Genomic DNA, 13,416 nt, shown 5'->3' with positions numbered 1-13,416 from the left:
GGAGCTTGCTCGCGCTGGGCGCGCCTGCGTCCTCTTGCGATGTGATGGCTGGACGGGGGCCGCTTCGCAGCCCTGCCGGAGCAAGCTCCTCGCCACAGGGGGACGCCATTGCGTCACACCGTCGGTTTTTAAGTTCTGAACCCTCCATCCTTGCGGGTTGTCGACTAGGCTCTAAGCACTGGTTGATAGCCCTTGTGACGTCTTGTCCATTTCTATTTTGCCCGCGGGGGCGGGTGTTGCACCTTCTGTCACTCGTCGACTTTTCAAACAGAACCCTGGAGCCTGCCCACTGATTCGAGAGGTGCCCCATGAGTCTGCTGCTGGAACCCTATACCCTACGCCAACTGACCCTGCCCAATCGCATCGCGGTGTCGCCGATGTGCCAGTATTCGAGCGCCGATGGCCTGGCCAATGACTGGCACCTGGTGCACCTGGGCAGCCGTGCCGTGGGCGGCGCCGGCCTGGTGTTCACCGAAGCCACCGCCGTCACCGCCGAAGGTCGTATCACCGCCCAGGACCTCGGGTTGTGGAACGACGAACAGATCGAACCGCTGCAGCGGATCACCCGCTTCATCACTGCCCAGGGCGCCGTGCCGGGCATTCAACTGGCCCATGCCGGGCGCAAGGCCAGCACCTGGCGCCCCTGGCTTGGCAAGCATGGCAGCGTGAAGCCGGAGGACGGCGGCTGGATCCCGGTCGGTCCGTCGCCGATTGCCTTCGATCCGCAGCACACCCAGCCGGTCCAACTGGACGAAGGCCAGATCCATGCGGTCATCCAGGCGTTCGTGGAGGCCGCCCGGCGCGCCCTGACGGCCGGTTTCAAAGTGGTCGAGGTCCATGCGGCCCATGGCTACCTGCTGCATCAGTTCCTGTCGCCGTTGAGCAATCAGCGCCGTGACCTGTACGGCGGTTCGTTCGAGAATCGCATCCGCCTGGTGCTTCAGGTCACCGAGGCGGTGCGGGCCGTATGGCCCGAGGAGTTACCGGTGTTCGTGCGGGTATCGGCCACCGACTGGGTCGAGGATGGCTGGAACCCCGATGAAACCGTCGAGCTGGCACGGCGACTCAGGGCGGTGGGGGTGGACTTGATCGACGTATCCTCGGGCGGCACCGCGGCGAATGCGGAGATCCCCACCGGTCCGGGCTACCAGACCCGTTTCGCCGAGCGGGTGCGCAAGGAGTCGGAAATCGCCACCGGCACTGTCGGCATGATCACCGAGCCGGCCCAGGCCGAGCACATCCTGCGCACCTGCCAGGCAGACATCATTTTCCTGGCCCGCGAGTTGTTGCGCGATCCGTACTGGGCCCTGCATGCCGATGATGACCTGGGCGGACGCAAGGCCACCTGGCCGGCGCAGTACCAGCGGGCGACGCATCGGGACCAGCCGATCCACGAGTCGGATCTTCGGGACTGAATGCCGATCAAACAACAAGCCCCGGTCGTTCTGGCCGGGGCTTGTTGTTTGATCGGGTCGGGAGAGTCGGTTTCTGGGTCGACCCCATCGCGAGCAGGCTCGCGATGGGCCAGCCCGGACACCCGGATTGTGTCAGGGATACTTGCGCTTATCCGGCGCTGGCGGGAAGTACTGGTACAGCCAGGTCTCGCTCAGGGTCCGGTCCTTGGTGCGAATGAACAGGCGCATTTCCACCGGGTCCACACGGTCATCCGTGGGGTACCAGTCGAAGGTGATGCGATAACCCTTGATCGCATCCAGCACCAGCACGTTGAAATCCTTCACCTCGCCATGGGAGCAGGTCACCACCGGTTCGATGCCGGTGCCCGGTGGCAGTTGGTCGAGACCGCCGCCATTGAAATCCACGGCGAAGCGACGCGCCCAGACGGTCGGGTAATGTTCGCCCGGCGCCCAGCCCTCGATGAAACCGCCCATGCCCGAACGAGTCGCATGGACCTGCGCCAGGTCCGTGCTCACTGGCGGCAGTGCGCTCCAGTAGAGTTTGTAGCCATAGTTCAGCGAATCGCCGGCCGCGACCGGTTTCTTCGGCGACCAGAACGCGACGATGTTATCCAGGGTTTCGCCGGTCGTAGGAATCTCCAGCAGGTCCACCGAGCCCTCTCCCCATGCGGTCGTAGGCTCGACCCACAGGCTTGGACGCTTGCTGTACCAGTCCACGGTGTCCTGGTAGCTCTCGAAATCATGGTCGCTCTGCACCAGGCCGAAGCCCTTCGGGTTCTTGTCGGCGAAGGCGTTGAACTGCAAGGTGGCAGGGTTGTTCAGTGGACGGCAGACCCATTCGCCGTTGCCGCGCCACATGGCCAGCCGGTCGGAGTCGTGGATCTGCGGGTGAATGGTGTCGCACATGCGCCGCTCCACGGTGCCGCAGCTGAACATGCTGGTCATCGGGGCAATACCCAGTTGCTCGATGGCGGTACGGGCATTGACGTGGGCATCGATTTCCATCACCACCCGGGTCGGCTGGCAATCGATGTCGAATCGATAGGCACCGGTAGCGCTGGGGGAATCGAGCAGGGCGTAGACCACGAAGCGGGTGCTGTTCTTCTCCGGGGTCTCGAACCAGAACTGGGTGAAGTCCGGGAATTCCTCACGCCGTTTGGCGTAGGTATCGATGGCCAATCCACGGGCCGAAAGCCCGTACTGGCCGGTGGCGTCCACCGCGCGGAAGTAACTGGCGCCCAGGAATGAAACGATGTCGTGCCGGTCCAGTTCCGGAGCCTTGAACGCACGGAATCCGGCGAACCCCAGGTCACCCTTCAGTTGGGTGGTGTTGACCGTGGTTTTCTCATAGTTGAACAACTCGGGGCGGAAGTGCACCTCGCGGGCCATGCGGGTCTTGGGATCGACGCTGTGCATGCGCACCGGCTGCTTGAAGCCCATGCCGACGTGGAAGAACTGCACGTCCAGCTGACCGTCCAGCTCATTCCATAGCGAATGGTTGGCGTCATACCGGATGGCGTTGAACTGCAGCGGCGACATCATCGCCAGGGTTTCGGGCAAGACTTGCTTGGTATCGACATAGCTACGTTCGGCCAGGCGCCGGGCCTGTTCCTTCAACCCTTTGAAGTCAAAGGGCCGGGCTTCGCCGTCGGCGGCCTGGTCGGCGGCCCAGGCGCGCGCGGCCATGAGCCCGGAAGCGGATAGACCGGTGTAGGCGGCGAACGCCATGGAGGCTTTGAGCAGGTTCCTACGATGCATAAATACAACCTTATTCGAAGCAATCCCGAGCCGTTCCTGGCAACGGAGAGTGATTAGGGAGTTCGGACAATGCCTTTGGCCAAACGCGACAAACGTAAGAACAGATGCCTGAGAGCCGGATCGGTTCACCGCGGCGCGAAATCATAGGGGATACACAGGCAGGAGTGAGAGGGGAAACCATGACCTGGTTAAATTTTCTTACAGATATTTCTTTTTTATTGGAAGTGCCTGCAATTTTTGACTAATTACTCTAAAAATCTCTTCTCACCCTATGAATCATCCCTATTCTTAGGCTGAAAGAACGGCTCGGGCCGTCAATTCAAAGGGCTATCAGGATTCAGGTAATCCAATTCGACGTATGAAGGACAAGTTCATGACAAAAATTCAGGGCATTACCGAAATGCTGGGGCTCTTTCCAAACTTGACCCATGGGCGCAGGACACGCCGACTCAGCCTGGAAGAATTGAGATTGGTGGAACGCTACCGGGAGCTGTCGGAAAACGACCGGATCGCCATGCGTTATCTGGTGGACGCGATGAGGAGCGTGTCGAGATTCTAAGAGCGGCCGGGCGGTGGGCGTGGCCAATCATTGCGTATATCCGTACCGGCCACCGCTGCCTGGGTTGGCGTCAACCGGCCAGCCTGCACCGATCGACGAAACCCTTGGCAGGAACAAGGCGCGGCAACCGCGGATGGGTTGCCGACATTGCCTGGCATTCAATGCTTGAACATGACATGCCGCACTACGGTGTAATCCTCCAGCCCATACATGGACATGTCCTTGCCATAGCCGGAGCGTTTCTGACCGCCGTGGGGCATTTCGCTGACGAGCATGAAGTGGGTATTCACCCAGGTGCAGCCATATTGCAGGCGTGCCGACAAGCGGTGGGCACGTCCGATGTCGGCGGTCCATACCGATGAAGCCAGGCCGTAGTCCGAATCATTGGCCCAGGCCAGCACTTGCGCCTCGTCGAGGAACGGCGTGACGGATACCACCGGCCCGAAGACTTCCCGGCGCACGATTTCGTCGTCCTGCTGGGCGTCGGCCAGTACCGTCGGTTCGAAGAAGAACCCATTGCCCTCCACCGCCTTGCCCCCGGTGACCAGGCGGATGTGCGGCTGGGCGATGGCCCGTTCGACGAAACCGGCCACGCGGTCGCGATGCTGGGCGGTGATCAGCGGGCCCATCTCGGTGTCCGGCGCGGTTTGCAGGCCGTACTTGATGCTGCCCACCGCCGCGCCGAGCTTTTCAACAAACTTTTCGTAGATGCCTTGCTGGGCATAGATCCGGCAGGCCGCTGTGCAGTCCTGGCCAGCATTGTAGAAACCGAAGGTGCGGATGCCTTCCACTGCCGCGTCGATGTCGGCGTCGTCGAAGATGATCACCGGGGCCTTGCCGCCCAGTTCCATGTGCGTGCGTTTGACGCTGTCGGCGGTGCTGGAAATGATGTTCGAGCCGGTGGCGATGGAGCCGGTCAGCGACACCATACGCACTTTCGGATGGGTCACCAACGGCTGGCCGACGGTCTGTCCACGGCCGAACACGACATTGAGCACGCCGGCCGGGAAAATTCCGGACGCCAGTTCCGCCAGCCGCAACGCCGTCAGCGGGGTCTGTTCCGACGGCTTGAGCACTACGGTATTGCCGGCGGCCAGGGCTGGAGCGATCTTCCAGGCGACCATCATCAGTGGGTAGTTCCACGGCGCGATGGATGCGATGACCCCCACCGGGTCGCGACGGATCATCGAGGTGTGACCCGGCAGGTATTCGCCGCCGGCCGAACCGTTCATGCAGCGGCTGGCGCCGGCAAAGAAGCGGAACACGTCGGCGATCGCCGGGATCTCGTCGTTCAGCGCGGCGCTCAAGGGTTTGCCGCAGTTGTCCGACTCCAGCTTCGCCAGTTCCTCGCCGTTGGCCTCGATGGCGTCGGCGAGCTTGAGCAGCAGCAGGGCACGGTCCTTGGGGGGCACTTGCGACCAACTGTCGAAGGCGCCGTCGGCGGCACGCACGGCGGCATCGACCTGGGCCTCGCTGGCCTCGTTGATTTCCACCAGCACCCGTCCCAGGGCAGGGTTGAACACCGCCTGGCCGGGGCCTTCGCCGTTCACCATCTGGCCGTTGATCAGCAGTTTGGTTTGCATGTCCAAGTCCTCTCTTGAATGTTTTCCCAAGTCCCCTGCGGGAGCGAGCTTGCTCGCGATAGCGGTGGTCATTGAGCCTTTGCAGCGACTGACTCGACGCCTTCGCGAGCAAGCTCGCTCCCACGGGGTTGCGGTTCCCCAGTGAGCGATCACTGTGGATTATTTCCCGCCGCTACCGGCCACACTCTCACCCCCTCGGGTCAGGTAATAGGCGCCCAGTATCGGCAACATCGTCACCAGCATCACCAGCATCGCCACCACGTTGGTCACCGGCACGTCGCGGGGGCGGCTGAGCTGGTTGAGCAGCCACAGCGGCAAGGTGCGTTCGTGACCGGCGGTAAAGGTGGTGACGATGATCTCGTCGAACGACAGCGCGAACGCCAGCATCCCGCCTGCCAGCAACGCCGAGCCGAGGTTGGGCAGGATGATGTAGCGAAAGGTCTGCCAGCCGTCGGCGCCCAGGTCCATGGACGCTTCGATCAAGCTGTGGGAAGTGCGACGCAGGCGGGCGATGACGTTGTTATAGACGATCACCACGCAAAAGGTCGCGTGGCCCACGACGATCGTGAACATCCCGGGCTCGATTCCCAGGGTCTTGAAGGAGGCCAGCAGGGCAATGCCGGTGATGATGCCCGGCAGGGCGATCGGCAGGATCAGCATCAGCGAGATCCCCTGTTTGCCGAAGAAGTCACGGCGATACAGCGCGGCCGAAGCCAGGGTGCCGAGTACCATGGCGATCAGCGTGGCAATGGCCGCCACCTGCAATGACAGCTTGATGGCCTCCAGGACGTCAGGGCGCGAGAACGCCACGCTGAACCACTTCAGGGTCAGGCCCTTGGGCGGAAAACTGAAGGCTGCATCCTCGGTGTTGAAGGCGTAGAGGAAGATGATCAGGATCGGGAAATGCAGGAACACCAGCCCGCCCCACGCCGCGATCCGCAAGCCCCAGGAGGCCCGGTCTTGAGAGTCAGAGTGCATCGAAAGCCCCCAGGCGTTTGACGATAGACAGGTAGATGGCAATCAGCACGATGGGCACCAGGGTGAACGCCGCGGCCATGGGCATGTTGCCGATGGCGCCTTGCTGGGCGTAGACCATGCTGCCGACGAAGTAGCCCGGCGGGCCCACCAGTTGCGGCACGATGAAATCCCCCAGGGTCAGTGAGAAGGTGAAGATCGAGCCGGCGGCGATGCCCGGGATCGACAACGGCAGGACCACGTGCATGAAGGTCTGGCGCGGCCTGGCGCCCAGGTCCGCCGAGGCTTGCAGCAATGACGGCGGCAGGCGCTCCAGGGAGGCCTGGATCGGCAGGATCATGAACGGCAGCCAGATGTAGACGAACACCAGGAAACGGCCCAGGTGCGACGTGGACAAGGTACTGCCGCCCACGCCGGCAATCCCCAGTACGAACTGCAACACCGGCTCCAGGCCCAGGTGCTGGACGAACCACTGGGCCACGCCGCCCTTGGCCAGCAACAGTGTCCAGGCATAGGCCTTGACGATATAACTGGCCCACATCGGCAGCATCACCGCGATGTAGAAAAACGCCTTGGTCTTGCCGCGGGTGTAGCGGGCCATGTAGTAGGCAATCGGGAACGCGACGATGGCGCTGGCGATGGACACGACGATGGCCATGCCCAGGGTGCGCAGGATGATGTCGAAGTTCGAGGGCTGCAACAGCGCGATGAAATTCGCCAGGGTCAGGTCAGGCGTGACCGCCATGGTGAAGTCGTCGAAGGTGTAGAAACCCTGCCACAACAACGTCAGCAGCGAGCCCAGGTAGATCGCGCCGAACCAGATCAGCGGCGGTACCAGCAGCAGCGACAGGTACAGGTTGGGGCGTCGGTAGAGCAGGTTGGAAAAACGTCGCAACGCAGAACCGGAGGTGGACGTCTGGGGCAGGGCCTGGGTGTTCATGTCACACCTCGCCGCCGACGGTGTCATGCAACACGACCATCGCTTCCCGGGCCCAGCGAATGCGCAACGGTTGGCCAGCCTGATGCTGGGCCGCGTTGTCGGTCCATTGGGTATTGGCCTGGCTGAGATTCAGGGTCTGGCCGTTGTCGAGTTTCACCTCGTAGCGCGTGGCGCTGCCCTGGTACTGGATGTCGTGAAGCAGTCCCTGGACTTCGATTTCATTGCCGGCGAGCGGGCCTTCGGCGAAGCGCACGTGTTCCGGGCGGATCGAAAACGCCTGTGGATAACCACTCAATTGCCGAGCCAGTTCGCCACGGATCACATTGGAGGTGCCGACGAACTCGGCGACGAAGGTGGTCGCCGGTTTCATGTACAGGTTGCGCGGCGTATCGACCTGTTCGATGCGCCCCTTGTTGAACACCGCCACACGGTCGGACATCGACAAGGCTTCGGTCTGGTCGTGGGTGACGAAAATGAAAGTGATGCCCAACTGGCGTTGCAGTTTCTTCAACTCTCCCTGCATCTGTTCGCGCAGCTTGAGATCGAGGGCGCCCAGGGGTTCGTCCAGCAGCAACACCCGTGGACGGTTGACCAGCGCCCGGGCCAGGGCCACGCGCTGGCGCTGGCCGCCGGAAAGTTGCACCGGCTTGCGCTCGCCATAGCCGCCCAGGGCAACCATCTGCAGGGCTTCATCGGCGCGCTGGATGCGCTCGGCCTTGGCGACGCCTTTGACCTTCAGGCCATAGGCGACGTTGTCGCGCACATTCATATGGGGAAACAGGGCGTAATCCTGGAAGACCGTGTTCACGTCGCGCTGATAGGGCGGCAATCCGGCGGCTTCCTCGCCATGGATACGGATCGAGCCGGCGCTGGGCTGTTCGAAACCGGCGATCAGCCGCAGGCAGGTGGTCTTGCCCGAACCGGAAGGGCCCAGCATGGAAAAGAACTCGCCGTCCTGGATGTCGATGGAAACCCGGTCAACGGCCTTCACTTCACCGAACTGACGGGATACCTGGGTGAACTGGACTGCAAGTGTCATGGTGCGGTGCTCCAGAAAGCGGGGCTTCTATTGAGTCATGGCTGGATTGTCGGGCACGGACCTGTGGCGAGGGGATAAAACCCCTCGTCACAAGAGCGGTGCTCAGCTCCGGTTTTTTCGCCGACTGAGGGACTTAGCGCCCACCCATGATCGCAATGTAGTCCTGGGTCCAGCGGCTGTAGGGCACGTACTTGCCGCCCTCGGCCTGTGGAGTTTTCCAGAAGGCGATCTTGTCGAACTGGTCGAAGCCGTTGGTCTTGCAGCCTTCGGCCCCCAGCAGTTCACTGCCCGTGCACGCTGCCGGCACCGCTGGCAGGGAACCGAACCAGGCCGCCACGTCACCCTGGACTTTCGGTTGCAGCGACCAGTCCATCCACTTGTACGCACAGTTGGGGTGCTTGGCGTCGGCGTGGAGCATCGTGGTATCGGCCCAGCCGGTGGCGCCTTCTTTTGGAATGGTCGAGGCGATCGGTTGTTTCTCGTTCATCAGGCCGTCGACCTGATACGGCCAGGCGCCGGACGCCACCACACCTTCGTTCTTGAAGTCGCTCATCTGCACGGTGGTGTCGTGCCAGTAGCGGTGGATCAACGGTTGCTGGGCCCGCAGCAATTCCAGCACGGCCTTGTATTGCGCTTCATCGAGTTGGTACGGGTCCTTGATGCCCAGCTCGGGCTTGGCGGTCTTGAGGTACAGCGCCGCGTCGGCGATATAGATCGGGCCATCATAGGCTTGTACGCGACCTTTGTTCGGCTTGCCGTCCGGCAGGTCCTGGGCGCTGAACAGCACGCTCCAGCTGGTGGGCGGTTGCTTGAACACGTCGGTGTTGTACATCAGCACGTTCGGCCCCCACTGGTACGGGGTGCCGTAGGTCTGCTGGTTGACCACGTACCACGGCGCATCCTTGAGACGTGGATCGAGGTTCTTCCAGTTGGGAATCAGGGCGGTATTGATCGGCTGCACGCGCTTGCCGGCAATCAGCCGCAGCGAGGCATCGCCGGAGGCGGTGACCAGGTCGTAGCCGCCCTTGGTCATCAGACTGACCATTTCGTCGGAGGTCGCGGCGGTTTTCACATTGACCTTGCAGCCGGTTTCTTTCTCGAATCCGGTCACCCAATCGTAGGCCTTGTCGGTTTCACCGCGTTCGATGTAGCCCGGCCAGGCGACGATATCCAGTTGGCCTTCCCCTGCGCCAACAGCCTTGGCTGGTTCGGCGGCCTGCAGGCTGACGCTGGTCAGCAGCGCCGTGGTGATTGCGCTGAGCAATGCGGTCTTGTGCGCGTACATGGAAATCCCTCTTGCTTTAATTATGGTCGGGGCAGTGTTTCAACAGGGTGAAGCGCCATTGAAGGCCTGTTATTAGAGTAGTGCTGTTATCTACAGATGCTGGCCGTGGCGGGCCATGATGTGGCGCACCACGCTGTAGTCCTGGAGCGAGTCGCTGGACAGGTCTTTCCCATAACCCGAACGTTTCAGGCCGCCATGGGGCATTTCGCTGACCAGCATGAAGTGGCTGTTGATCCAGGTGCAGCCGTATTGCAGCCGTGCCGCCACCTGCATCGCCTTGTCCAGGTTCTGTGTCCATACCGAGGAGGCCAGGCCGTATTCGGAGTCGTTGGCCCAATCCACCGCCTGGCTGAGCTCGTCGAAGCGGGTCACGGTGACGACCGGGCCGAACACCTCACGCTGGACGATCTCGTCGCTTTGCTTGCAACCGGCCAGCAGGGTGGGCTGATAGAAGAAACCCGCGCCGGAATGCACCGCCGCGCCGGTGATGCGTTCGATGTGGGGCTGGCCGAGGGCGCGCTCGACGAAACTGGCGACACGGTCGCGCTGGCGGGTGCTGATCAGCGGGCCGATTTCATTGTCGGCATCGCGCCTGCCGGCAAAGCGCAGGCTGCTGACCGCCGCGCCGAGCTCGGCCACCAGGCGGTCGTGAATGCCGTCCTGGGCGTAGATCCGGCAGGCTGCGGTGCAATCCTGTCCGGCGTTGTAATAACCGTAGGTGCGCACGCCTTCGACCACGGCCTGCAGGTCGGCGTCATCGCATACGATCACTGGCGCCTTGCCGCCCAATTCCAGGTGCGTACGCTTGAGCGTCTTTGCCGCTGCCTGGAGGATCTTCTGCCCGGTGACGATATCGCCGGTCAGGGAAACCATGCGCACCTTGGGGTGACTGACCAGGTGGCTGCCCACCCCTTCGCCGCCTCCGCAGATGATGTTGATCACGCCTGGCGGCAGGATCCGGGCCAATACCGGTGCCAGGGCCAGGATCGACAGCGGCGTGTGCTCCGACGGTTTGAACACCAGGGTATTGCCGGCGGCCAGGGCGGGGGCGATTTTCCACGCGGCCATCATGATCGGGTAATTCCACGGGGCGATGGATGCCACCACCCCAATCGGGTCGCGGCGCACCATGCTGGTGTAGCCAGGCAGGTATTCGCCGCTGAGCTGGCCGGTCTGGCAGCGCACGGCGCCGGCGAAGAAGCGGAACACGTCCACCGTGGCGCTCAGGTCATCCTGGCGCGCCAGGTGCAGCGGTTTGCCGCAGTTCAGGGATTCGAGGCGAGCCAGTTGATCGGCGTTCCTTTCGATGGCGCCAGCGATGTCCAGCAGCAGGTTGGAGCGTTGTTGCGGCGTGGTGCGCGACCACCCGTCGAAGGCGCGATGGGCGGCCAGGATCGCGGCTTCCACCTGCTCGCTGCTGGCTTCGGCGATGTGGGCCAGCACCTCACCGGTGGCCGGGTTGAGGATCGGCTCGACAGGGCCTTCACCGGCAACGAGCTCTGCGTCGATCAGCAACGCGGTGCACAACGGGGTTTGCGTGCCAGCCATGTCCGATTTCTCTTCTTTCGGTTGAAACACAGAACCTGTGGGAGCGAGCTTGCTCGCGATGACGGTCTATCTATCCGACGACAAATGCGTTGCTGACACTTCGCCATCGCGAGCAAGCTCGCTCCCACCAGGGTCGCGGTGATGCAGCAAGACTAGTGCTCAGCCTCAAGGCCGACAAATTCGAAATACTCAAGGCTGCATTCGATTAAATAGATGGTTTGCGCCCGCCATGAGGCTGTTCCCGGGCGACGGCCAGGAACGGATCGACCGACGCCGGCCGCGCCGTGCCCCGGCGCCAGGCCAGGCCGACGTCGAGGGTCTGGCTGAGGTCGGCAATCGGTCGCGCCTCGATGATGTCGCCTTCCAGCGACCAGGGGCGGTAGGTCATGTCCGGCTGGATCGACACACCAAGCCCCGCCGCCACCAGGCTGCGCACCGCTTCGGTGGAAGCGGTGCGCAGGGTGATCTTCGGTTGCAAGCCGGCACCGCGCCACAGGCGCTGGGCGTTGCGGTCCATTTCGTCGACATTCAGCTGGATCAGTGGCTCACGGGTGACATCGGCCAGGTTGATGCTGTCGCGCTCCAGCAGCGGGTGCTGCGCCGGCAGCCACAAGCGGTGGGGGGAATGGGTCAGCACCTCGGTCTGCAAGGCGTGACGGTCTTCCAGGTTGGACAGGATCAGCACCCCGACATCGATTTCGCCGCTGACCAGCAGGTGCTCGATATACGGCCGTTCGTCCTCCATCACCCGGATGTCCACGTTGGGGTAGGCGCGCTGGAAGCGAGTCAGCAGGTCCGCCAGGTAGTAGCCGGCCACCAGGCTGGTGACACCGATGGTGACCTGGCCGGCCACCTGGTCGGTGCTGTGTTGCAGGCTGCGCTTGGCATTGTCGACGGTGGCCAGGATCAGATGGGCCTGGCGCAGGAATTGATGCCCCTGGTGCGTCAGGGTCATGCCCTTGGCGTGACGATTGAACAGGCTGACGCCGATTTCCTGCTCCAGTTGCTGGATGGCCAGGGTCAGGGTGGACTGGGAAATGAAGGCCGTCTGTGCGGCGGCGGAAATCGAGCCGGTCTCGGCCACGGCGATGAAATGGCGAATCTGGCGCAACGTCATCATGGGAAAGCATCCGGTCGGCGGTTTTATCGATCTGCCGCAGTGTATATCGGTTTTTTCAATGGGTAGCGAGGGGAGGGGCAACATCTCGAAGCAATCTCGCCAGGGGCAGCGGGGCACTTTCGATCTAGGCTGATGGCCTTAATGATCCGGTTACCCCGAATGCGTGGAGGCAGCAAATGAACACTCGCGGATTGCTCGACCAGCTACTCAAGTCCGGTCAGGAAATGTTGCAGAACAAGGCGGGCGCTTCCCAGGGCAAATCGTCCGGTGGCTTGGGCGGGCTGCTCGGCGGTGCCGGTGGCAACCTCGGCGGCCTGCTGTCCGGCGCAGGCGGCGGGGCGCTGGCCGCCGGGGCCATGGGCTTGTTGCTGGGCAACAAGAAAGCCCGCAATTTCGGCGGCAAGGCCCTGGCCTATGGTGGCCTGGCCGCCCTGGGCGTGATCGCCTACAAGGCTTATGGCAACTGGCAGGCCCAGCAGGGCAGCGCCCCGAAAACCGAACCGCAGACCCTGGACCGCGTTCCTGCGGCGCAGGTCGAGCAGCATAGCCAGGCGATCCTCAGGGCGCTGGTGGCGGCGGCCAAGGCCGATGGTCACGTGGACGAGCGTGAGCGGCAGTTGATCGAGGGCGAATTCACCAAGCTCGACAGCGACCAGGAACTGCAGCACTGGCTGCATGCCGAGCTCAACAAACCCCTGGATCCGGCCGACGTCGCCCGTGCCGCCAGCACGCCGGAAATCGCCGCGGAGATGTACATCGCCAGCGTGATGCTGGTGGACGAGGAAAACTTCATGGAGAAGTCCTACCTCGATGAACTGGCGCGCCAACTCAAGCTGGAGCCGGGGTTGAAGGCAGAACTGGAAAAGCAGGTGCGCCAGGCGAGTGCCTAGAACAGCCCCAACACAATTCCCTGTGGGAGCGAGCCTGCTCGCGATGGCGCCCGGTCAGTCACAGCGCTTTTGACCGGTACACCGCTATCGCGAGCGGGCTCGCTCCCACAGTGGTTTTGGAATGTTTGGCAGTCTTGTGTGCCAGCGCTATTTCCTGTGGGAGCGAGCTTGCTCGCGATGGCGTTTGGTCAGTCGCAGCGTTTTGACGGGTACATCGTTATCGCGAGCAAGCTCGCTCTCACAGGAACGCACTCCATCGCTATCCTGACTTGATCAAAATCCTCCCAAGCCTTCATGCAGACGC

The 13,416-nt window shown here is 62.7% G+C and carries 11 protein-coding genes; 3 read left to right on the top strand and 8 right to left on the bottom strand.

From position 1 onward, the window contains the following. Positions 1 to 308 precede the first annotated feature (308 nt). Positions 309 to 1,415, top strand: a complete 1,107-nt coding sequence (locus BW992_RS01645) for an NADH:flavin oxidoreductase/NADH oxidase (RefSeq protein ID WP_072430826.1) — start codon at positions 309 to 311, stop codon at positions 1,413 to 1,415. Between the two features lie 132 nt (positions 1,416 to 1,547). Here the strand turns inward: BW992_RS01645 and BW992_RS01640 are convergent, their stop codons facing one another. Continuing rightward, positions 1,548 to 3,173, bottom strand: a complete 1,626-nt coding sequence (locus BW992_RS01640) for a glucan biosynthesis protein D (RefSeq protein WP_076405383.1) — start codon at positions 3,171 to 3,173, stop codon at positions 1,548 to 1,550. A 373-nt stretch (positions 3,174 to 3,546) separates the two neighbouring features. Between BW992_RS01640 and BW992_RS01635 the strand changes: the two genes are divergently transcribed. After that, positions 3,547 to 3,732, top strand: coding sequence for a hypothetical protein (locus BW992_RS01635; protein ID WP_072388735.1), 186 nt, complete (start codon positions 3,547 to 3,549; stop codon positions 3,730 to 3,732). Positions 3,733 to 3,890: 158 nt separating this feature from the next. Here BW992_RS01635 and BW992_RS01630 read toward each other — a convergent pair whose 3' ends face one another. From BW992_RS01630 to BW992_RS01600, 7 genes are all read right to left on the bottom strand, one after another. Then, the gene (locus BW992_RS01630; RefSeq protein WP_076405381.1) at positions 3,891 to 5,315 is read right to left on the bottom strand and encodes a gamma-aminobutyraldehyde dehydrogenase; all 1,425 of its coding nucleotides are present in this window, start codon (positions 5,313 to 5,315) and stop codon (positions 3,891 to 3,893) included. 159 nt (positions 5,316 to 5,474) lie between these two features. Next, on the bottom strand, positions 5,475 to 6,293 hold the full coding sequence (locus tag BW992_RS01625) for an ABC transporter permease (RefSeq protein ID WP_072388066.1): 819 nt from the start codon (positions 6,291 to 6,293) through the stop codon (positions 5,475 to 5,477). Continuing rightward, a complete protein-coding gene (locus BW992_RS01620; protein WP_072388064.1) occupies positions 6,283 to 7,230 on the bottom strand; it encodes an ABC transporter permease in 948 nt (315 codons plus the stop codon). Before BW992_RS01620 ends, BW992_RS01625 begins: the two co-directional genes overlap by 11 nt. 1 nt (position 7,231) lies before the next feature. Further along, positions 7,232 to 8,269: an ABC transporter ATP-binding protein gene (locus BW992_RS01615; RefSeq protein ID WP_072388062.1), complete on the bottom strand. Its 1,038-nt coding sequence runs from the start codon at positions 8,267 to 8,269 to the stop codon at positions 7,232 to 7,234. A 133-nt stretch (positions 8,270 to 8,402) separates the two neighbouring features. Beyond that, positions 8,403 to 9,554 carry a putative ABC transporter substrate-binding protein YdcS gene (ydcS, locus tag BW992_RS01610; RefSeq protein ID WP_076405379.1) on the bottom strand — a complete coding sequence of 384 codons (1,152 nt, stop codon included), beginning with the start codon at positions 9,552 to 9,554 and terminating at the stop codon, positions 8,403 to 8,405. Positions 9,555 to 9,644: 90 nt separating this feature from the next. Continuing rightward, positions 9,645 to 11,102, bottom strand: coding sequence for a gamma-aminobutyraldehyde dehydrogenase (locus tag BW992_RS01605; protein ID WP_072388058.1), 1,458 nt, complete (start codon positions 11,100 to 11,102; stop codon positions 9,645 to 9,647). Positions 11,103 to 11,307: 205 nt separating this feature from the next. Continuing rightward, positions 11,308 to 12,222: a LysR family transcriptional regulator gene (locus BW992_RS01600; RefSeq protein WP_072388056.1), complete on the bottom strand. Its 915-nt coding sequence runs from the start codon at positions 12,220 to 12,222 to the stop codon at positions 11,308 to 11,310. A 176-nt stretch (positions 12,223 to 12,398) separates the two neighbouring features. On the opposite strand from BW992_RS01600, the gene BW992_RS01595 reads away from it, so the two are divergent. Further along, positions 12,399 to 13,112 (top strand): tellurite resistance TerB family protein, encoded by a 714-nt coding sequence (locus BW992_RS01595; protein ID WP_072430830.1) that lies wholly within the window; start codon positions 12,399 to 12,401, stop codon positions 13,110 to 13,112. Positions 13,113 to 13,416 lie beyond the last annotated feature (304 nt).

The sequence above is a fragment of the Pseudomonas sp. 7SR1 genome (assembly GCF_900156465.1).
Classification (GTDB): Bacteria; Pseudomonadota; Gammaproteobacteria; order Pseudomonadales; family Pseudomonadaceae; genus Aquipseudomonas.
The sequence above is the reverse complement of the archived record's forward strand: the minus strand, read 5'-3'. Positions and strand labels throughout refer to the sequence as shown.